This window comes from Pectobacterium polonicum (genome assembly GCF_005497185.1).
In the GTDB taxonomy this organism is placed as follows: domain Bacteria; phylum Pseudomonadota; class Gammaproteobacteria; order Enterobacterales; family Enterobacteriaceae; genus Pectobacterium; species Pectobacterium polonicum.
The window spans coordinates 20,337-41,837 of record NZ_RJTN01000010.1 but is presented as its reverse complement, the minus strand read 5'-3'; the positions used below and the strand labels follow the sequence as shown (position 1 = coordinate 41,837).

The 21,501-nt window shown below is 52.6% G+C and carries 18 protein-coding genes and 1 riboswitch; of the genes, 11 read left to right on the top strand and 7 right to left on the bottom strand.

Going from position 1 to position 21,501, the window contains the following annotated elements:
- Positions 1–64: 64 nt before the first annotated feature.
- Positions 65–1,603, bottom strand: coding sequence for a nitric oxide reductase transcriptional regulator NorR (norR, locus tag EDI29_RS11885; RefSeq protein WP_137741132.1), 1,539 nt, complete (start codon positions 1,601–1,603; stop codon positions 65–67).
- 167 nt (positions 1,604–1,770) lie between these two features.
- On the opposite strand from norR, the gene norV reads away from it, so the two are divergent.
- The 3 genes from norV to tehB all read left to right on the top strand — a co-directional run bounded on the left by norV (position 1,771) and on the right by tehB (position 5,397).
- Positions 1,771–3,282 (top strand): anaerobic nitric oxide reductase flavorubredoxin, encoded by a 1,512-nt coding sequence (norV, locus tag EDI29_RS11880; RefSeq protein ID WP_137741081.1) that lies wholly within the window; start codon positions 1,771–1,773, stop codon positions 3,280–3,282.
- Positions 3,283–3,292: 10 nt separating this feature from the next.
- Entirely contained in the window at positions 3,293–4,429 is a 1,137-nt protein-coding gene (norW, locus tag EDI29_RS11875) for an NADH:flavorubredoxin reductase NorW (RefSeq protein WP_137741080.1), read from the top strand.
- A 107-nt stretch (positions 4,430–4,536) separates the two neighbouring features.
- Positions 4,537–5,397 (top strand): SAM-dependent methyltransferase TehB, encoded by an 861-nt coding sequence (gene tehB / locus EDI29_RS11870; RefSeq protein WP_137741079.1) that lies wholly within the window; start codon positions 4,537–4,539, stop codon positions 5,395–5,397.
- Between the two features lie 83 nt (positions 5,398–5,480).
- Here tehB and ribB read toward each other — a convergent pair whose 3' ends face one another.
- On the bottom strand, positions 5,481–6,134 hold the full coding sequence (gene ribB / locus EDI29_RS11865) for a 3,4-dihydroxy-2-butanone-4-phosphate synthase (protein WP_010284392.1): 654 nt from the start codon (positions 6,132–6,134) through the stop codon (positions 5,481–5,483).
- A gap of 127 nt (positions 6,135–6,261) precedes the next feature.
- Positions 6,262–6,438: riboswitch (FMN riboswitch) on the bottom strand.
- A gap of 201 nt (positions 6,439–6,639) precedes the next feature.
- Between ribB and ubiK the strand changes: the two genes are divergently transcribed.
- Positions 6,640–6,921 carry a ubiquinone biosynthesis accessory factor UbiK gene (gene ubiK / locus EDI29_RS11860; RefSeq protein ID WP_137741078.1) on the top strand — a complete coding sequence of 94 codons (282 nt, stop codon included), beginning with the start codon at positions 6,640–6,642 and terminating at the stop codon, positions 6,919–6,921.
- Positions 6,922–7,033: 112 nt separating this feature from the next.
- Here ubiK and yjeH read toward each other — a convergent pair whose 3' ends face one another.
- Positions 7,034–8,287 carry an L-methionine/branched-chain amino acid transporter gene (gene yjeH, locus EDI29_RS11855; RefSeq protein WP_137741077.1) on the bottom strand — a complete coding sequence of 418 codons (1,254 nt, stop codon included), beginning with the start codon at positions 8,285–8,287 and terminating at the stop codon, positions 7,034–7,036.
- Positions 8,288–8,398: 111 nt separating this feature from the next.
- Positions 8,399–9,418, bottom strand: a complete 1,020-nt coding sequence (gene zipA, locus EDI29_RS11850) for a cell division protein ZipA (protein ID WP_193555661.1) — start codon at positions 9,416–9,418, stop codon at positions 8,399–8,401.
- Positions 9,419–9,642: 224 nt separating this feature from the next.
- On the opposite strand from zipA, the gene cysZ reads away from it, so the two are divergent.
- The 5 genes from cysZ to crr all read left to right on the top strand — a co-directional run bounded on the left by cysZ (position 9,643) and on the right by crr (position 14,834).
- The gene (cysZ, locus tag EDI29_RS11845; RefSeq protein ID WP_137741076.1) at positions 9,643–10,434 is read left to right on the top strand and encodes a sulfate transporter CysZ; all 792 of its coding nucleotides are present in this window, start codon (positions 9,643–9,645) and stop codon (positions 10,432–10,434) included.
- Positions 10,435–10,596: 162 nt separating this feature from the next.
- Complete coding sequence (gene cysK, locus EDI29_RS11840; RefSeq protein WP_039348726.1) at positions 10,597–11,565, top strand: cysteine synthase A; 969 nt, start codon at positions 10,597–10,599, stop codon at positions 11,563–11,565.
- 578 nt (positions 11,566–12,143) lie between these two features.
- Positions 12,144–12,401: a phosphocarrier protein Hpr gene (gene ptsH, locus EDI29_RS11830; RefSeq protein WP_107171065.1), complete on the top strand. Its 258-nt coding sequence runs from the start codon at positions 12,144–12,146 to the stop codon at positions 12,399–12,401.
- A 45-nt stretch (positions 12,402–12,446) separates the two neighbouring features.
- On the top strand, positions 12,447–14,174 hold the full coding sequence (gene ptsI, locus EDI29_RS11825) for a phosphoenolpyruvate-protein phosphotransferase PtsI (RefSeq protein WP_137741074.1): 1,728 nt from the start codon (positions 12,447–12,449) through the stop codon (positions 14,172–14,174).
- A 150-nt stretch (positions 14,175–14,324) separates the two neighbouring features.
- A complete protein-coding gene (gene crr / locus EDI29_RS11820; protein ID WP_010284368.1) occupies positions 14,325–14,834 on the top strand; it encodes a PTS glucose transporter subunit IIA in 510 nt (169 codons plus the stop codon).
- A 66-nt stretch (positions 14,835–14,900) separates the two neighbouring features.
- On the opposite strand, the gene EDI29_RS11815 is transcribed toward crr, so the two are convergent.
- Together EDI29_RS11815 and EDI29_RS11810 are read right to left on the bottom strand one after the other, a co-directional pair.
- Positions 14,901–16,268, bottom strand: coding sequence for an ATP-binding protein (locus EDI29_RS11815; RefSeq protein ID WP_137741073.1), 1,368 nt, complete (start codon positions 16,266–16,268; stop codon positions 14,901–14,903).
- Positions 16,268–16,948, bottom strand: a complete 681-nt coding sequence (locus EDI29_RS11810) for a response regulator transcription factor (RefSeq protein WP_137741072.1) — start codon at positions 16,946–16,948, stop codon at positions 16,268–16,270. Before EDI29_RS11810 ends, EDI29_RS11815 begins: the two co-directional genes overlap by 1 nt.
- A gap of 375 nt (positions 16,949–17,323) precedes the next feature.
- On the opposite strand from EDI29_RS11810, the gene EDI29_RS11805 reads away from it, so the two are divergent.
- On the top strand, positions 17,324–18,520 hold the full coding sequence (locus EDI29_RS11805; protein WP_137741071.1) for an efflux RND transporter periplasmic adaptor subunit: 1,197 nt from the start codon (positions 17,324–17,326) through the stop codon (positions 18,518–18,520).
- A gap of 3 nt (positions 18,521–18,523) precedes the next feature.
- A complete protein-coding gene (locus EDI29_RS11800) occupies positions 18,524–20,473 on the top strand; it encodes a MacB family efflux pump subunit (RefSeq protein ID WP_137741070.1) in 1,950 nt (649 codons plus the stop codon).
- Positions 20,474–20,509: 36 nt separating this feature from the next.
- Here the strand turns inward: EDI29_RS11800 and cysM are convergent, their stop codons facing one another.
- A complete protein-coding gene (gene cysM / locus EDI29_RS11795; protein WP_137741069.1) occupies positions 20,510–21,391 on the bottom strand; it encodes a cysteine synthase CysM in 882 nt (293 codons plus the stop codon).
- Between the last annotated feature and the right edge of the window lie 110 nt (positions 21,392–21,501).

The window sequence follows — 21,501 nt, the reverse complement described above, 5'->3', positions numbered from 1 at the left end:
TACGCGATATAGAAGTTAGGTTATATTTCGTCTACCAACGCCCCGACAGTCGTCGGGGCGTTTTTCATTTGATGCCTAACCGCTTCGCCAGCCGATGCAGGTTGCCGCTGTCCAATTCCAGCGCCCTTGCGCAGGATGACCAGTTGCCCTCATGGCGCGCTAACGTGTGTTGGATAATCCGACGCTGATAGTCATCCGTAGCTTCCCGCAGGCCGCCGCTGATGGAATATGCGGGAGCGGTGTCGATAGCGATCGATGAACCGGAAGTGGTATGAACCGGCTGGGAGGGCAGTTCGAGATTAAAATGCTCAGGGCCTAACAGCACCTCGCCCGATTCCTGCCCCGCTCTCGCCAACACGGTGGCGCGGTAAATGGCATGTTCCAGTTCACGTACATTCCCCGGCCAGTCGTACTGCTCCAGCAGCGCCCCCGCGTCTGCCGTCAGCGCCAAACGCGCCAGCCCCAACTGCACTCGGCTGCGTTCACAGAAGAAGCCTGCCAGCAGCGCCACATCCTGACGACGCTCACGCAGCGGCGGTACGGACAGCGGGAACACACTCAACCGGTGGAACAAATCAGCCCGGAAAGCGCCATCCAGCACCGCCTGCCGCAGATCGCGGTTAGTTGCCGCCAGCACACGCACGTTCACTTTCAGACTGCTATCATCACCCACGCGCTGGAGATCGCCATACTGTAATACGCGCAGCAGTTTCGCCTGTAGCGTCAACGACAGCTCGCCAATCTCATCTAAAAACAGCGTACCGTTATCCGCCATTTCAAATTTGCCCGTTCGATGGTGGATCGCCCCGGTAAACGCCCCTTTCACATGACCAAATAGCTCGCTCTCCGCCACCGATTCGGGCAGTGCCGCGCAGTTCAGGTACACCAGAGGATGCGCTGCACGGCTGGAACCATGATGAATCGCCCGCGCCACCAGTTCCTTACCGACGCCGGTTTCCCCCATGATCAACACATTCAGATCGGAACCAGCAACGATATCCACTTCTTTCTTCAAACGCTGCATCGGTTCCGATAGCCCGACCATTTCCTCCACGCTTTCCGCTGCCGGGCTTTCAGCCCGCACCGGCGCGGGCAACTGTCGTTCAAGACGTTCCATCAGCAGCGCGTTACTCAGCGCCGCCGCCGCCATCGCGCCCACTAGCCGCAGTTCTTCATCGCTAAAATGGTCGAACTGACAGGGGTCCATGCCGTCTACGGTCAGCGCCCCGATCAGGTTTTGATTAGCAAACAGCGGCAGACCAACGCAGGCGTGTACCTTAAGATCCTCCTGACTGGGGATTAGACCGTCATACGGATCGGGAAGCTGGCTATCCGCCGGAAAGCGCACCACGTCGCCCGCGCGGGCAATCGCCTCCAAACGGGGATGATCGGACAAACGAAAGCGTCGCCCCAGTACGTCCGGCGCAAGGCCGTCGATCGCCAACGGACGGAACAGCTGATTCTCGTAACGCAACAGCGCCGACGCATCACAGCGCAGCAATTGGCGCAGGCTGTTGATCAAGCGCTGAAAACGATCCTGATTCGATAGCCCCATTTGCAATTCGATAGCGATGCGGGCAAGGGCGTTAATGGAGAGCGTCATGGTGTGTCCTAATGACATAGCCTATGTCATTAAGACAGTAGATAAATTATGTCATTTTGACAACCACTATTTATTAAATAGTTATAAATCAATAAATTAAAAATTGGCACGCTTCCTGCAATCTCTAAAACATATTTTCCTGCATATGATGATTGAGGTTTCAGAACATGACGATTCACGTTAAGAACAACATCCACTGGGTTGGACAACGCGATTGGGAAGTCCGTGATTTTCACGGCACAGAATACAAAACGCTGCAAGGCAGCAGCTACAACAGTTACCTGATCCGCGAAGAGAAAACCGTGCTGATCGATACCGTCGATCACAAATTCAGCCGCGAGTTTGTACAAAATCTGATGGCGGAAGTGGATCTAAACACGATTGATTATATCGTGATTAACCATGCCGAAGAGGATCACGCTGGCGCACTGAGCGAACTGATGGCGCGTATTCCCAACACGCCGATTTACTGCACCTACAATGCGATCGATTCCATTACTGGGCATCACCATCACCCCGAGTGGAATTTCCATACGGTCAAAACCGGCGACACGCTGGATATCGGTAACGGCAAGCAGCTGATCTTTATCGAAACGCCGATGCTGCACTGGCCGGACAGTATGATGACCTATATGACTGAAGATGCTGTTCTGTTCAGTAACGATGCATTCGGCCAGCACTACTGCGATGAGCACCTGTTTAATGACGAAGTGGATCAAACAGAACTGTTTGAGCAGTGCCAGCGCTATTTCGCCAATATCCTGACGCCGTTCAGTCGATTAGTGACCGCCAAGATCCACGAAGTGCTGGGTTTCAACCTGCCGCTGTCGATGGTTGCCACCTCACACGGCGTGGTATGGCGCGACGATCCGGCTCAGATCATCCATCTGTATCTGAAGTGGGCAGACAGCTATCAGGAAGATCGCATCACGCTTTTCTACGACACCATGTCCAATAACACCCGCATGATGGCTGACGCCATTGCGCAAGGCATCAACGATGTCGACCCGGGCGTCGCAGTAAAAATCTACAACGTCGCACGCCACGACAAGAACGAAATTCTGACGCAGGTCTTCCGCTCGAAAGGCGTGCTCGTCGGTTCATCCACCATGAATAACGTGATGATGCCAAAGGTCGCTGCCATGCTGGAAGAGATCACCGGCCTGCGCTTCCAAAACAAGAAAGCCTCGGCGTTCGGTAGCTACGGCTGGAACGGCGGTGCGGTAGACCGCGTTCAAACCCGCCTGATGGATGCCGGCTTTGAAACCACACTGGCGCTGAAAACCAAATGGCGTCCTGATGGTTCAGCGCTGGAAATTTGCCGTAATCACGGCCGCGAAATCGCCCGCCAATGGGCGCTGCATCCGCTGGATGATACGCCTGCCCGTCGCGTGATCTCGCCAGTGAAGCCGAGCACAGCCACCCCGCAGGCTGCGAGCGCCCCTGCTGAAAGCGCCTGCGGATGCAATGAAGTCGCTGCGCCACAGCCGACAGCACAACCAGCGGTACAGTCAGAAAACGGCTGTATGCAGTGCAGCGTCTGCCAGTGGATCTACGATCCGGCGCTCGGCGAACCGATGCAGGATGTCACCCCTGGCACCATGTGGTCGGACGTACCCGACAACTTCCTCTGCCCAGAATGCGGGCTGGGTAAAGACGTTTTCAATCCGATTCGCTAAGGAGAGGATAATGAAAGATATCGTGATTATTGGCGCGGGCTTTGCCGCCCGCCAGCTCATCCGGCAGCTACGCAAGCTGGATGCTCATTGCCCTATCCGCCTGATTACCGCCGACAGCGGAGATGAGTACAACAAGCCGGATTTAAGCCATGTGATGAGCCTGCAACAGCACGCCGACGATCTAACCAAAATGTCGGCAGCCGCGTTTGCCGAAGAAAACCGTATCACGCTGCTGGCCAATACGTGCGTTACCGCGATTGACCGCAACGCACAGCAGGTTGTCTGCGGCACGGATCGTTACGACTATCACAAACTGGTGTTCGCGACTGGAGCCAGCGCGATGGTGCCGCCGATTCCAGGACGCGAACACATGCTGACGCTCAATAGTCAGCAGGAATACCGCGCCCATGAAGGCCGGCTCTGGCAGGCTGAACGCGTGTTAGTGCTCGGTGCAGGACTCATCGGCACCGAGCTGGCGATGGATCTGGGCCGCGCGGGAAAACGGGTCACGTTGGTTGACTGCGCCAGCAGTATTCTGCCCGCGTTGATGCCACCCGAAGTCAGCGCGCGCCTGCAATTCACGCTAACGCAGCAGGGCGTTTCGCTGCAACTAAACACGACCCTGCAACAGTTGGAGAAAACCGAAACCGGTGTGCAGGCTACGTTTACCGATGGGCGAGCTGTCGAAGTGGACGAAATTATCTCCGCTATCGGTTTGCAGGCCAACATGCAGTTGGCGAAAGCGGCGGGGTTAGCGGTACAAAAAGGCATTCAGACCAATCAACAGTTACAGACTACCGATCCACAGATTTATGCGCTGGGCGACTGTGCGGAAATTGGCGGTAAGTTGCTGCCTTTCCTGCAACCGATTCAACTCAGCGCCATCACGCTGGCGAAAAATTTGCTGGGGGCTGATGAGACGCTAACGCTGCCGCCGATGCTGGTTAAAATCAAGACGCCGCTGTTTCCGTTACAGATGGCAGGCGATACCACTGGCGGTGATTTACACTGGCAGCAGGAATGGAACGCGCTGGGGATGGTGGCTAAAGCGCTGGATGGTCAGCAAAAGCTGCGTGCCTTTGTGGTTGGTGGTGAGAGGATGAAAGAAGCGTTTCCGCTGCTGCGACAGCTTTCCGCCACCGTTTGACACTGAAAAACAAATAATGCATTTAAAATACATATTTTATAGCCAGCCTGCGCGCAGATTTATAGAATACGGTCATAGTTATTTGAAATTTACACACCGAGGTGAAGATGCAAGATCTCATTTGTTATAAGAAGATGCCGCAGTGGAACAGCCAAACATTGCCTGCCGCGTTTCAGGAAAAGCACAACACGCAGGAAGGCACCTGGGCAAAATTGACCGTGTTGAAAGGAGAAATGACCTTTTCCATGCTGACTGAAGACGGTGAGACGCTGGAGACATTCCATTTTTCTGAGCAGAACCAGCCTCCGTTTGTTGAACCGCAGGCATGGCATCGCATTGTTTCGTTCTCTGACAACCTGGAATGTCAGCTCAGCTTTTTCTGCTCAGCGGAAGATTTCTACCATAAAAAATACGGTCTAACGCGCACCCATTCCGAAGTCATCAATGCAGTACAGCACATCAAACCGGGCAAAACGCTGGATTTAGGTTGCGGCGGCGGGCGTAACTCGCTGTATCTTAACCTACGCGGATTTGACGTGACCGCCTGTGACAAGCATGAACAAAGCATTGATTCACTGAATAATATCATCAAGAGCGAAGCATTGAACAACATCCGCGCAGGCGTTTACAACATCAATCTGGCGGAAATAAAAGAGCAGTACGACTTTATCCTATCAACCGTCGTGCTGATGTTTTTGGAGCGCGACCGCATTCCGCACATCATCAGCAATATGCAAGACAGCACGCTTGCTGGTGGCTATAACCTGATTATTGCCGCGATGTCGACAGAAGATTGTCCGTGCCCAATGCCCTTCTCATTTACCTTTAAAGAAGGCGAGCTGAAGAACTATTACGCCGACTGGGAGATCCTCAAATATAACGAGGATATGGGAGAATTACACAAGACAGATGCGCAGGGTAATCGCATCAAGCTGCGTTTCGCTACGCTGCTGGCAAGAAAACCCTAAGTACGAGTGAGTTTTACTGCATCCACCATGACATGAAAGGGCCGATTAATCGGCCCTTTTTATCTGCATGATACCTGCGGAAATTAGCTGGCTTTGCGCTCTGCCGCAATACGGTAAGCGACCAGATCTTCGATCGTCAGCACCGGCATGTCGTGCTGTTTGGCAAACGTGATCACTTCCGGCGCGTGCGCCATTGAGCCATCATCGTTCGTCAGTTCACACAGTACACCAGACGGCTTCAGGCCCGCCAACGTCATCAGATCAACCGTTGCTTCAGTGTGACCACCGCGCGTTAATACGCCACCCGGTTGGGCGCGTAGCGGGAATACGTGACCAGGACGATTCAGATCGCTTGGCTTAGCATTATCCGCAATCGCGGCACGAATGGTGGTCAGGCGGTCGGCAGCAGAAACCCCCGTCGTCACGCCTTCGGCGGCTTCGATCGTCACGGTGAACGCCGTTTGGTAATGGCTGGAGTTCTTCTCCACCATCATCGGCAATTCCAACTGCTGGCGACGCTCTTCCGTCAGGCACAGGCACACAATGCCACTGCCGTGACGGATCGTCAGCGCCATTTGTTCAACGGTCATGTTTTCAGCGGAGAAGATCATGTCACCTTCGTTTTCACGATCTTCATCGTCCAGCACCAGCACGCCACGGCCATGACGCAATGCATCAAGTGCGCGTTCTACGCGTTCGGTAGGATTGCCAAATTCAGAAAGTAATGTCTGATTCATGGTAAAAAACCTCAATGTTATTATGAATTACCAGAATCAGGGCGAGCTTGAGGAGTAACCACTACCACTGGTTGCATAGTAATGGCTAACAAAAATAACGCGAGCGGGCGTATAGCCCGACAGATACCGTTACTCTCTCCCATCCGGACTCTAACCGTCGGCTCCGGAATTACACCGGATCTGCTGACCCCACACTGTAAAACCGACAATAAAATCGGCAAATACAGCGTAAGCGCTCGCGGGCTTCCAGTATAGATACTGGTTTACCGCCGGTGGGGAATTACACCCCGCCCTGAGAATAAGCGGATTTACTATAACGCTAATACCTCGATAGGGCAATTGATCCGCCACAGGAAATAGGGCAAAACGTATGCTGGATTACAGTAAAACTATTCTGAATTACAGTAAAACCATGCTGAATATGTGCAAAGCAGATGTCAGATTTTATTTATACCCATTACACTTGCTATAGTAATAACTTACATAACCTAATCAGGAAAGCGACATGATTGACCCAAAGAAGATTGAGCAAATCGCCCGTCAAGTGCATGAATCCATGCCAAAAGGTATCCGGGAATTGGGTGATGATGTGGAGAAAAAGATTCGTCAGGTCTTGCAAGCACAGCTGACCCGACTGGATTTGGTGAACCGTGAAGAGTTCGATATTCAGACCCAGGTTCTGCTCCGCACGCGCGAGAAGATTGCCCGCCTGGAACAGCGCCTGAGCGAGCTGGAAGCGAAACTGTCTGCGGAAGAAAAACCTGCTGACGCACCGGAAAACGATTAATCGTCATCCCAACGCAGCGCCCTGTTCAGGGTGCTGCTCAATTCCCAATACGGCAACCGGGGCAATTCTTCGAGACGGAAACGTCACACTACAGAGTGTCAGAAGAAACGACTCAATGGGAAACTAACTCAACGTGCCTACGCGGCAAGAACAGCCACAGCACGGCCAGCATGATGAGTGCGTACAGTGATTTCCAGCCGATCATCAGTAACAGCGCACAGCAAAGCAGGCTGCCTATTGCTGCCATTACTCTGGCGCGCCCTTTCAGCAAACGCCACCCTGCCAGCATACACAGCAGATAAATCAGCACAAAGATGCCGTTGGCGTACACAATCAGCATATCCAGCGGCAGTCTGAGCCAGTAAATCACCAGGCAGCATACCAGACAGCAAGCAACAACAATCGACAACGCATTCACTGGCGCCTGTCCTGCGGACAGCTTCGCCAATGCACTCCCTTTCGGAGCCTGTGACCAAACTAACCGGGCAAACCCCTGCGTGTAGATATTCACGCTGGCAAAACAGGCCAGATAGCCGACGAAGCAGGCAATCCACAGCGCGTGCTGACCAAACAACTGCACGACGATCCCCGGCAGTGACGCCGTTGCGGCAATCCCTTCACCGTAAGCCTTAAAGTGCAATACGGCTACTGTACATCCCCAATAAACCGCTCCCGCGACCAACATGCCGATGAGCAAAGCCCGTGGGAAATCTCGCTCTGGCACCCGAAACTCCGTCGCCATATGAGCAAAAGCCTCAAGGCCAACAAAGCACCAAAACATGACGGCCAATGCGCCGAAGGTGTTAGACCATGACAGCTCGTTCACCGACGGCCAAGGGATATGCGCAGGCGTAATTTCCCCCTGCCACCAGATCGCAGCAACCAGCCCTACCACAAGCAGCGCGATGACGATCTGAATGTTGGCACTCGAACCCGCACTACGCAGGCCAAGTAGCCAGATACCGCCCAACGTCAGCAGCTGTACGCAGAGCAGCCCCAGATCGCTCCAGCCAAATGCTGCCTGCCAGAACCCGGCAGCAATCTGCAAGGCTGCGGGTAGACCCAGCGGAATGACAGACAGAAATAGCCAGCCAGTTACGCGCGCCATTCGCGGCCCGAAGGCCAAATTAACAAAGTGCGCGGCACCGCCCGCATTAGGAAAATGTTGCCCCAGCGCAGCAAAGCCAATGGCGATAGGAAAGACAAACAGGATCAAAATCGGCCATGCCCACAGGCTATCTTGCTGCGCCAGTTGTGCCACCAACGCAGGAACTGCAAATACCCCAGTCCCCAACAGCGAGGTAGAAAGCAGCCCAACGCCCTGAACCAACCCAAGCTCTTGTTTTAATCCTTTTGCTTCACTCACCACGCTTCACCTTTTCTTGCCTTTTCATACCACTACCGGTTTGACGAATAAAAAAAGCCTCCACTAACGGAGGCTTCTCTCTCACCCACTGCATTCACAGACTTTATGCTATCAGGCGTTGGCTTTCAGCACATCGCGAATACGGGCTTTGTAGGATTCGACCTTCTGCGGCGTCATCATACGACGTTCATCGTCCTGCACCACGCCGCCAACATCGTCAGCAATACGCTGCGCAGACTGTAACATCAGTTTAAAGTTTTGGCTGGCATCACCATAAGACGGCACCATCATGAAAATAGACACGCCGGGCGTCGAGAATTCGGCCATCGCATCCACATTAAACGAGCCAGGTTTAACCATATTCGCCAGACTGAACAGCACTGGCCCTGCGCCAGCGGGGTTCACATGGCGATGGAAAATGTTCATTTCACCAAACTGGAAACCAGCCTGAAGCAGGCTTTGTAACAGCAGTTCGCCACCAATGACACCACCTTGATGCGCCACTACGTGCAGCACCAGAACAGCTTCTTTTGCCGCAGCGGGTTCAACCGGTTCTGCGGGTTGCAGAGGCTGCGCGGGCGCGGGTTGAACTTTCTCATGCAGTGAATGAGTAACAGGCTGATGTGGCGCTGCATCATACGCAAAGGGTTCATGCCGAGCGCCACTGCTGGGCTCAGAAACAGAGGATTCTGTGGGATAAACAATCTGCGGTGCCGTCTCACTACGTACCTGCGCACGCGGAGAATCCACTGGCGTCGCTTCATCCAGTAACGGGTCATAAGATGAAGCGGGAGACAGATTTTCAAACGGCGATTTCGCCTCTGAACGGGCATCGTCGCGTGCGCTATAGTGATGAGACGACACGTTGTCAGACGTATCGTGCTCAAACGACGCACTGCCAAAGGAAGGCTCATTTTGCTGCGGGCGAGCGCCCTTCACGCGAACTTCGCCAACGCCTTCATCCAGATCGTCAAGCGGCGCCTCATCTCGCGCTTTCTTTGCTCGTTTAACCGGGCGGTCACGAAAAAGGGACGAGCGCTCTTTACGGCTAGTCCACAAGCCGTGAAGTAACAGCGCTATTATAGCGATCGCGCCAACAACGATTAATATCAGACGCAAGTCCTGCATCATTGCTATCCCAATTGTTCTAACAATACATTGCCACCACGGCAAATACTTATACTACTAACTCTATTTGCCTGAGTACACAAGTGCAAGCCTGCACGGTACTTTATGACAATAAAGATAGATACAACGCACTTTTTTGCTGTTTTTTCATCCAAATACGGGCTAGCCAGCATAAGATCATCCCGATATGATGCCTCAACAAACAAATGACTGAGTATATTGTCACAATGTCTTCCGAAAAACCGCCTTATGGCAATACAGCAGACCAAATTCGCAGTGGTATACACTATTTTCTTGCTGGATGGCGCTTAATCTCACTGCCAGGTATCCGACGTTTCGTCATTCTTCCTTTGCTCATGAACATCGTGCTCATGGGGGGGGCTTTTTGGTGGCTTTTCACCCGGCTTAATGACTGGATTCCCCACATAATGAGCTACATTCCGAGCTGGCTACAATGGCTCAGCTACCTCATTTGGCCACTCGCTGTACTCTCCATATTGCTGGTATTCAGCTACCTATTCAGCACGATCGCCAATTTTATTGCCGCCCCGTTTAACGGCTTATTGGCCGAGCAGTTGGAAGCAAAATTAACCGGCCAAACGCTGCCGGACAGCGGCATACTCAGTATTGCCAAAGACGTCCCGCGCATCATGACGCGTGAGATTCAAAAGCTGGCGTATTACCTACCACGTGCGATTGTGCTGCTACTTCTCTATTTCATCCCTGGTATTGGGCAGACTGTCGCTCCGCTTCTGTGGTTCCTGTTCAGCGCGTGGATGTTGGCAATTCAGTACTGCGATTACCCTTTTGATAACCACAAAGTGGGATTTTCCACGATGCGTCAGGCATTGCGTCGCCACAAAGTCGCCAATATGCAGTTTGGTGCCTTGGTCAGCCTGTTTACGCTGGTGCCTTTTTTGAATCTGGTTATCATGCCCGTGGCGGTATGTGGCGCAACGCAACTGTGGGTGGATCGTTATCGGGATCTGTCCGCGACACTGCCGAAAAACGCGTCATAAAAAGACCGTGCGCACTGGCTCAAAACGGCCAGTGCTTTCTATTGTAATGAAAAGATATTTCTTAAGAACATAACGATATAGCAATTCTTTACTTCACTGAAAAGTGTGAACGAGTATTCTCTCTACGTTCGCAAAAATTTCATACAGTTATAAGGACAGGCTATGAGCAAGATCTACGAAGACAATTCTTTCACAATCGGCCATACGCCGCTGGTTCGTCTGAACCGTATCGGCAACGGACGCATTCTGGCTAAAGTGGAATCCCGCAACCCTAGCTTTAGCGTAAAGTGCCGTATCGGCTCCAACCTGATTTGGGATGCAGAGAAGCGTGGCGTTCTCAAACCGGGTATTGAACTGGTTGAACCTACCAGCGGAAACACAGGGATTGCACTGGCCTACGTCGCAGCCGCTCGCGGTTACAAACTCACGCTCACCATGCCGGAAACCATGAGTATTGAGCGCCGTAAACTGCTGAAAGCGCTGGGTGCTAATCTGGTGCTGACCGAAGGCGCAAAAGGCATGAAAGGCGCTATTGCCAAAGCAGAAGAGATTGTCGCCAGCGATCCGAGCCGTTATCTGCTGCTGCAACAGTTCAGCAACCCGGCTAACCCAGAGATCCACGAAAAAACTACCGGCCCTGAAATCTGGGAAGATACCGACGGTCAAGTTGATGTTTTCATTTCTGGTGTCGGTACAGGCGGTACGCTGACGGGTGTAAGCCGCTACATCAAGAACACCAAAGGCAAGGCTATCATCAGCGTAGCGGTTGAACCTACCGACTCACCGGTAATCACTCAGGCGCTGGCTGGCGAAGAGCTGAAGCCAGGTCCGCACAAGATTCAGGGCATCGGCGCAGGCTTTATTCCTGGTAACCTCGACCTGAAACTGATTGATCGCGTAGAGAAAGTCACGAACGAAGAAGCCATCAGCACCGCACGCCGCTTGATGGAAGAAGAAGGCATTCTGGCTGGCATTTCTTCCGGTGCCGCCGTTGCCGCCGCGCTGAATTTGCTCAAAGAGAAAGAGTTTGAAGGCAAAACTATCGTCGTTATTCTGCCTTCTTCTGGCGAACGCTACCTCAGTACCGCACTCTTTGCCGACCTGTTCACCGAGCAAGAACTGCAACAATAGCCCCTTGGTCAACCTCGTACAACAAGTGACCAATATGTTAAAAAAGCACCTATTTAGGTGCTTTTTTGTGGCACACTTCAAACTTTCCACTACATACAGATTGCTTTTCTGCATCAGGTTTAGTATTTAACCGAACAATTATTTTGATGCGTGAAATTAATATCCGGCAAAGACCACACCTCATCACATTGTTTTTGTCCTGCGTACGATTGTTTTGTCCTGCGCACGATAGCCCACATCGCCGTTTTGCGACTGAGGTTAAGATAATGGGTGACGGAACCGGCGGTGTTTGATGGTATTTTATACCCTAAATAATTCAAGTTTCAGGAAGGCGGCAAGAGAAGGAATCCCGACGAGCTTACTCAGGTAAGTGATTCGGGTAAGTGAACGCAGCCAACGCACATGCAGCTTGAAGTATGACGGGTATGTTCAGGAAACACGTTTGACGGTTTTCCTGTCGCATCGTGGCCCGCCCCTGTAACATAAATCAGGTGCTAACCAAACAGGCTAAAGTTCAGTGAATCAGCTAAACTTTAGTTCCACAACATTAATCTAATCCATAAGTTGGGGAAAAAAGCATGTTCCAGCAAGAAGTGACTATCACCGCACCGAATGGCCTGCACACTCGTCCCGCTGCTCAGTTTGTCAAAGAAGCCAAAGGTTTCGCTTCAGACATCACCGTGACGTCCAACGGCAAAAGCGCCAGCGCCAAGAGCCTGTTCAAATTACAAACACTCGGCTTAACCCAAGGAACTGTGGTTACTATCGCTGCGGAAGGCGAAGACGAACAAAAAGCGGTTGAACACCTGGTCAAACTGATGGCTGAGCTCGAGTAATCGACGAGTTTTTTAGTGAACACCAGAATCGAGTAAGGTAGGGTTATGATTTCAGGCATATTAGTATCACCGGGTATTGCTTTTGGTAAGGCACTGCTACTGAAAGAAGATGAAATTCTCATCAACCGGAAAAAAATCTCTGCGGATCAGGTGGAACAGGAAACTGAACGTTTTCTGACTGGTCGTTCCAAAGCATCCGCACAGTTGGAAGCTATCAAGAAGAAAGCGGGCGAGACGCTGGGCGCAGAGAAAGAAGCCATCTTCGAAGGCCACATCATGTTGCTGGAAGATGAAGAGTTCGAGCAGGAAATCATAGCCCTGATTAAAGATGAACATGCTTCCGCCGATGCCGCCGCGTTTTCCGTTATCGAAAACCAGGCCAAAGCGCTGGAAGAGCTTGATGATGAATATCTGAAAGAACGCGCTGCGGACATGCGTGATATCGGGAAGCGTTTGCTACGCAACATTCTCAATATGACCATCGTCGATCTGGGTGATATTCAGGATGAAGTTATTCTGGTCGCAACGGATCTGACACCGTCAGAAACCGCACAGTTGAATCTGGACAAAGTGTTGGGCTTCATTACCGATCTCGGTGGCCGCACGTCTCACACGTCCATTATGGCGCGTTCTTTGGAACTGCCCGCGATCGTCGGCACGACCAACGTGACCCAGCAGGTCAAAAACGGCGACTATCTGATTATCGATGCGGTAAACAACCAGATTTATCAGAATCCGACTGCGGATAAAATTGAAGAATTAAAAGCCGTTCAGCAGCAATACCACGCTGAAAAATATGAGCTGGCCAAGCTGAAAGATCTGCCGGCCATCACGCTGGACGGTCATCAGGTTGAAGTCTGTGCCAACATCGGCACCGTGCGTGATGTCGCAGGTGCAGAACGTAACGGCGCAGAAGGTGTCGGCCTGTATCGTACCGAATTCCTGTTCATGGATCGTGATTCACTGCCGACCGAAGAAGAACAGTTCCAGGCGTATAAAGCCGTTGCTGAAGCCGTGGGTGCTCAAGCTGTTATCGTCCGTACCATGGATATCGGTGGCGACAAAGATCTGCCTTACATGAACCTGCCGAAGGAAGAGAACCCGTTCCTTGGCTGGCGTGCTATCCGTATCTGTCTGGATCGCAAAGAAATTCTGCATGCTCAACTGCGCGCCATTCTGCGTGCATCCAACTTTGGCAAACTACGCATCATGTTCCCGATGATTATCTCCGTGGAAGAAGTGCGTGAGCTGAAAGCCGAGCTGGAAATGTTGAAGGCACAGCTGAGAGAAGAAGGTAAAGCCTTCGATGAAAGCATTGAAGTCGGCGTGATGGTTGAGACACCTGCTGCCGCGGCTATTGCTCCTCATTTAGCCAAAGAAGTCGACTTCTTTAGTATTGGGACAAATGACTTAACCCAGTATACTCTGGCAGTTGATCGCGGTAATGAGCTGATTTCTCATCTCTATAACCCGATGTCTCCCGCCGTCCTTACCCTGATTAAACAGGTCATCGACGCGTCTCACGCCGAAGGCAAGTGGACAGGGATGTGCGGTGAGCTCGCCGGTGACGAACGTGCTACACTACTGTTATTGGGAATGGGTCTGGACGAATTCAGTATGAGTGCGATCTCTATCCCGAGCATCAAGAAAATCATCCGTAATGCGAATTACGAAGATGCGAAGGCGCTGGCGGAGCAAGCATTAGCTCAACCGACAGCACAAGAGTTAAGCAATCTGGTGAGCCGCTTTATTAAAGAAAAAACGCTCTGCTGATTCTGCTTTACCTAATAGGTTTCAAGGTGGCAATCAGCACCCCCGACAGGCGATACTGTCGCAGTCGGGGTAGCGAAAAAACACTAATGCCACAACAACTTGAAAGATTAGGGTATACGCTGGCCCAATATTAATGCTTAGGAGAGAATCATGGGTTTGTTCGATAAATTGAAATCTCTGGTTTCTGACGATAAAAAAGACACTGGCAGCATCGAAATCATTGCCCCGCTGTCCGGTGAAATCGTCAATATTGAAGATGTTCCTGATGTCGTATTTGCAGAGAAAATCGTCGGCGACGGTATTGCCATCAAGCCAACTGGCAACAAGATTGTCGCACCGGTAGACGGCACCATCGGCAAAATTTTTGAAACCAACCATGCGTTTTCCATCGAGTCTGACAGCGGCATTGAGCTGTTTGTGCACTTTGGTATTGATACCGTTGAATTGAAAGGCGAAGGCTTCAAGCGCATCGCCGAAGAAGGCCAGCGCGTGAAGAAAGGCGATCTCGTTATCGAGTTTGACCTGGCTCTGCTGGAAGAAAAAGCGAAGTCTACTCTGACACCAGTGGTTATTTCCAACATGGATGAAATCAAGGAATTGACCAAACTGAGTGGTACGGTTGTTGTCGGTGAAACACCGGTTATCCGTATCAAAAAGTAAGCTTTTCCTCTACGGATTGTTTACTACGTTTGCACGAAACGGCACCCGGATGGTGCCGTTTTCGTTTCAGGCTTTCCAGCGCGGTACACACAGACGAATCACTAATCCGCACGACTCGCCGTTATCCGCCTCAATATGCCCACCGTGCGCCAGCACAACCTTTCGGGCTATCGCCAGCCCCAATCCATAGCCCTTGCCAGACAGCGGTGAATCAACACGAATGAAAGGATCGAAAATACTGGAGAGCTTACTTTTCTCCACGCCAGGCCCCTGATCGGCGACCTGAATCATCCATTCCTGCTCATTGCCAATGAGCGACACGGCAACCTGCTGTGCGGGAGCAGAAAAACGTAGCGCGTTGCGCATGACATTGTCGACCGCTCTGCGCATCAGTTCCGCGTTGCCTTTGACCGTGTAGTCTTCGTCTTCATCTGCCACGAGCAGGATTTCAACGCTGGTGACCTGCGCTTCATAGCGCGCATCGTTTACCACCGCCGTCACCAGACCCAGTAAATCGAAATAGGCCTCCTCAATACCGGAATGCTCCGTGCGCGATAGCGTCAACAGTTCGCCAATCATCTTATCCATCAGCAGCGCCTCACGTTCGATACGCTGCAAGGAATTCTCCAGATTGTCCCGGTTCTGCCTCACCAGCCCGATGGCAAGCTGCAAACGCGCCAGCGGAGAACGTAGCTCATGCGAGACATCATGAAGCAGTTGTTCGCGCGCGCTAGCCAGACTGTCCAGCCGTTCAACCATAGAATCGAAATCGCGCGCCACATCGCTGATTTCATCATGACGTTTACGCATTACCGGCAGCAGGCGCACATTCAGATCCCCCTGCGCCACCTGATCAAACCCCGCGCGGATCTGGTTCAACGGGCGTGCCAGACTCCATGCCAGCACCGAGCTAAATAGCAACCCGCCAAGCCCTGCAATGATGACAAATGGCATCGGCACATTGAGAAATTCGACGGGACGAGGAGGACGAAATTCGCTGCGCAGCAGCTCAGCGTCATAACGTATCTGATACCACTTTCCCGCTGGGCCGCTGACCTGCTTGATAACGTGAGTGATATGCTGTGCGCCACGTTTGTCCGGTGCAAAAGCATCGTCGAGTAAGGCATTCTGCGGGGAGGAAACTAACTCCTGTTCCGACAGCGGCAGAGGCGATTCCGTAATGGAAATGTATTGCTGCTCTTTTTGTGGCAACAGCGATATCACATCGTTCAGTTCACCCAGACCGCCATGTTGTAGCGCCATCGCCACCACCTCGGTTTGCATCGTCGCAATACGTGACACCACGATTTCTTCCAGCGGCTTATGACGATCTCCGCCCAGAGAAAAAGCCAGCCATAGCAGTTGAGACATGACGAGGAACGTCAGCCAAAATCCCAGTAATATCTTCCAAAAAAGTCTTCCACGGATCATCATCAGCGAATCCGGTATCCGACGCTACGCACGGTTTCAATCGTCATCGTGTTGCCCAACAATGCCCCAAGCTTCTGACGAATATTGCTGATATGCACGTCTACGCTGCGGTCATACGCTTCACGGCGACGCCCCAGACATTTTTCGGATAGCTCGTCTTTCGATACCACCCGCTCGGGGAAACGTAATAGCAGTTCCAGCAAGTTAAACTCAGATGCCGTCAGATCAAACGGCTTACCGCGCCATTCGCTGATGCGTGTGGCGGGGTTCAATACCAGATCGCCACTGGCTGCTACGCTTTCGTCACGCTTTGTACTCGGCTGCTCGTCATAGCGACGTAACACCGCACGCAGCCTTGCTACCAGTTCACGTGGGTAGCAAGGTTTAGGCATATAGTCATCTGCACCCATTTCAAGACCGATGACCCTGTCGATATTGTCGCCTCTCGCCGTCAGCATAATGACAGGCAACGACTGGGTTTTTCTGATCTGGCGCAGCACGTCAATCCCACTCATATCCGGCAGCATGACATCGAGAATCATCGCAGTGTAATCCCCCGACATCGCGCCATCGACGCCCTCTTTGCCGGTCAGCACCCGCGAGGTTGAAAACCCTTCCGCATTCAGATACTCACAGAGCATATCGCCCAGCTCTACGTCGTCATCGACCAGTAAAATATTCATATCCTGTCCTCATTAATCAGGTATACCCAAAACAATCACCGGGTGGCAAAGAAATCCACATATTGTTTAAAGTATGACGGGTATAGATCCTGTATTCTCAGGCCTGACGTTAATCTTCGCAGCCAGATTTACTTAATCCTTACCATTTCTTTCAGCAAAGATTACCGCTACCTTTACGGACTCGGGGTAAATTACCCACCGGCGTTATTTACTCCCGTTGATACCCTAAATAATTCGAGTTTCAGGCAGGCGGCAAGCGAGGGAATCCCGATGAGCTTACTCAGGTAAGTGATTCGGGTGACTAAGCGCAGCCAACGCACATGCAACTTGAAGTATGACGGATACAGATGCATTCATTAAGGACGACTCCCCCTGATGCAATCACGATTTTTTACACGACGCCGTGCGATGATCGCACTAGGCCTCATTGCTACTGCCGTACTTATTCATCTGTTTTTCAGCAAGCCATCGCCCGTACCAAACGCGATCACCACTGCCGCAGAGATCGCGGATCTCGAACAAACGGTACTCGCCGATGGAAAAATTGAGGCGCAGAAGCAAGTTAGCGTTGGTGCTCAAGCCTCAGGACAAATCAAAGCACTGCACGTCGAACTCGGCGATAAGGTGAAAAAAGGGCAATTGATCGCCGAGATTGATGACCTCACGCAGCAGGACACCTTAAAGAATGGCGAAGCGGCGCTGAAAAACATTCAGGCTCAGCGGGCTGCCAAAGTGGCAGAATTGCGTAATAACGAATTAAGCTGGCAACGTCAGCAGATGCTGATGAAGCGCGGTGTGGGCGCACAGGCCGATTACGACAGTGCGAAGGCAACGCTCGATGCCACCAGAGCCAATATCGACGCGCTAGACGCCCAAATCGTTCAGGCACAGATCACCGTTAACACCGCCAAAGTGAATCTGGGATATACCCAAATTCGCTCGCCGATGGATGGCACGGTGGTGGCGATTCCCGTAGAAGCAGGCCAAACGGTGAATGCGATCCAGACTACGCCGACCATTGCTAAAGTCGCCAATTTAGACACCATGACCATCAAGGTAAAAATCTCAGAAGCCGACGTCGTTAAGGTGAAAACCGGCATGCCGGTCTGGTTCAGCATTCTGGGTGAACCGAATAAGCGTTATGAAGCTACGCTGAGTTCGATTGAGCCCGCGCCGGACTCCATCAACACGGACTCGACAACGACGTCATCCAGTACAAGCAGTTCCAGCTCCTCATCCAGTACCGCAATTTATTACAATGGTCAGTTCGATGTGCAAAATCCTGATGGCGTATTGCGTATTTCAATGACGGCACAGGTCAATATTTTGCTGTCTTCGGTGAAAAATGCCATTGTCGTCCCGGCGACGGCGTTAACCTTGCGCAATGGCATGTGGTACGTGCAGGTCGTCAATGCGAACAAGAAAGTTGAATCGCGTCTGGTCACGCTTGGCCTCAATGATAACGTGCGCACCCAGATTCGTTCGGGGCTCAGCGTCGGGGAACAGATCGTTGTCAGTCCCTCTCCCGGCGATGTAACCTCCACGCATCCCGGCCCGCCGATGGGGATGTAACGCATGTCTACATCTTTGCTTAAGCTGACTGGCATCACCCGCCGTTTTTCCAACGGCGAACAGGACGTTACCGTTCTTAAAGACATTAATCTGACCCTCAATCAGGGAGAAATGGTGGCGATTGTCGGGGCGTCAGGATCGGGAAAATCCACGCTGATGAATATTCTCGGCTGCCTGGATAAGCCGTCCGCCGGTGACTATCAGGTAGCAGGACGCGCCGTTGGTGAATTGGATAACGACCAGTTGGCTGAACTGCGCCGCGAACACTTTGGCTTTATTTTCCAACGCTACCACCTGCTTGGTGACCTGACTGCACTCGAGAATGTCGAAGTCCCTGCGATTTATGCTGGGAAGAGCAGACTGACGCGCCGTCAGCGGGCGGCAGACCTGCTGACCAAACTTGGGCTGGAAAATCGCCTTCACTATCGGCCTAGCCAGCTTTCCGGCGGTCAGCAACAGCGCGTGAGTATCGCACGGGCGCTGATGAACAGCGGTGGCATTATTCTGGCTGATGAGCCGACCGGCGCGCTGGACACCCACAGCGGCAACGAGGTCCTGAGCATACTCCGCGACCTGCACAAACAGGGCAACACGGTCGTGATCGTCACGCACGATATGACGATCGCCGAACACGCACAGCGCATCATCGAGCTGCGCGATGGCGAAGTGATTGCCGATCGACAAACGCGCCCTGAAGAAGTTACCGTGCCATTACCGGACACCGTGTCTCCTACCACCTCTGCCCTGAATCAGTTCAAAGATCGCTTTATCGATGCGTTTAAAATGGCGCTGCTGGCGATGAACGCCCAGCGGATGCGCACCTTTCTGACCATGCTCGGCATCATCATCGGCATTGCGTCTGTCGTCTCGGTCGTCGCGCTGGGAAAAGGTTCACAGGAGCAAGTGCTGGCCGATATCAATTCGATGGGCACGAGCACGCTGGAAATTTTTCCCGGCAAAGACTTCGGCGACATGGATGCCAGCGCTATCCAGACGCTGCGCGCCAGCGATATTCAGCCACTGACACAGCAGCCCTACGTGCATAGCGTCACGCCCTCCATCTCCACCAGCGTCACCATGCGCTACGGTAACATCGCCGTTTCCGCCAGCGTTTCTGGGGTGGGCGAACAGTTCTTCACCGTGCGTGGCTACACAGTAGATCGCGGCGTGCTTTTCCCACGCAGCAGCGTCGATCAACTGACTCAGGATGCGGTGATTGACAAAAATACGCGCGATAAGCTCTTTCCCCACGGCGAGGACCCCATTGGGCAAGTGATTTTGCTGGGCTCGCTACCCGTGCGGATTATCGGTGTCGTCAGCAAGAACCAGGGCGGCTTCGGTAGCGATGAAAATCTGAACGTGTGGGTGCCGTACACCACGGTGATGAAACGCATGGTCGGGCAGTCCTACCTGCGAAGCATTACGGTGCGGGTAAAAGACAATATTGATATGAACATCGCCGAGAAGAACATCACCACGCTGCTGACGCAGCGGCACGGTACGAAAGACTTCTTTATCATGAACACCGACAACATCCGCCAGATGATCGAGAAAACCACCACCACACTCGCACTGCTGGTGTCGATGATCGCCCTGATTTCGCTGCTGGTCGGCGGTATCGGCGTGATGAACATCATGTTGGTATCCGTCACAGAACGAACCCGAGAGATCGGCGTTCGCATGGCGGTTGGCGCGCGCACCAGCGACATCATGCAGCAGTTTCTTATCGAAGCCGTGCTGGTTTGCCTGTTCGGCGGCATCGTGGGCGTCGCGCTGTCGTTGGGAATCGGCGTGCTATTCGCACAGTTCAGCAGCAATTTTTCGATGATCTATTCCAGCGCCTCGATCATTGCCGCGTTCCTGTGCTCCAGCCTGATTGGCATTATCTTCGGCTTCTTCCCTGCTCGCCGCGCCGCGCGGATGGAACCGATTCATGCGCTGGAGCGTGAATAGCCAACGCACATGCAATGTGAAGTATGACGAGTAACGTTAATCAAATACCCCGGTGGACAGATACCGATCGCCGCGATCGCAGGCGATCGCCACAATCACGCTACCGGGGTTTTCCTCCGCAAGCCGCAGTGCGCCAGCCACCGCACCGCCGGAACTGACGCCGCAGAAAATACCTTCCTGACGCGCCAGCTGCCGCAGCGTATTCTCTGCATCCACCTGTGTCATATCCAGTATGCGATCGACCAGATCGGCGCGGAAGATGCCCGGCATATAATCCGGCGTCCAGCGGCGAATGCCGGGAATATGGCTTCCTTCCGCAGGCTGTAACCCGACTGTACAGATTTCAGGATTCTGCTGCTTCAGATAGCGGCTGACCCCAGAGATCGTGCCGGTTGTCCCCATGCTGGAAATAAAATGAGTCAGCTTACCCGCCGTCTGTTGCCAGATTTCTGGGCCCGTCGTGAGAAAATGCGCCAGCGAGTTGTCTGGGTTATTGAACTGATCGAGCGTTTTCCCCTCTCCCGCCAACACCATCTGTTTCACGCGATCCCGCGCCCCTTCCATCCCCAGCTTGCGGTTAACCAACACCAGTTCTGCACCATACGCGCGCATCGCGGTCTGGCGTTCATAGCTCATGTTGTCTGGCATCAGCAGGCGTAGTCGATAACCTTTCACCGCCGCAATCATCGCCAACGCAATACCGGTATTCCCACTGGTCGCTTCGATCAGCCTGTCACCGGGAGCGATATCTCCGCGATTCTCCGCCTGCTGGATCATCGAGAGTGCAGCCCGATCTTTTACCGATCCGGCTGGGTTATTCCCTTCCAGCTTCAGCCAGATTTCACTGTTCAATCCCTGCGTCAGGCGCTGCAATTTCACCAGCGGGGTATTACCAATACAATGCTCAAGCGTTGTCACAAGTTGAGTCCTAAAAAGTCTCACCCACTTACGGAGTGAACGATAAAATTAACGTTGCTGACAAACCCATGATGGTTAATTCGAGATACACGGAGCTACCACAGGGCGAG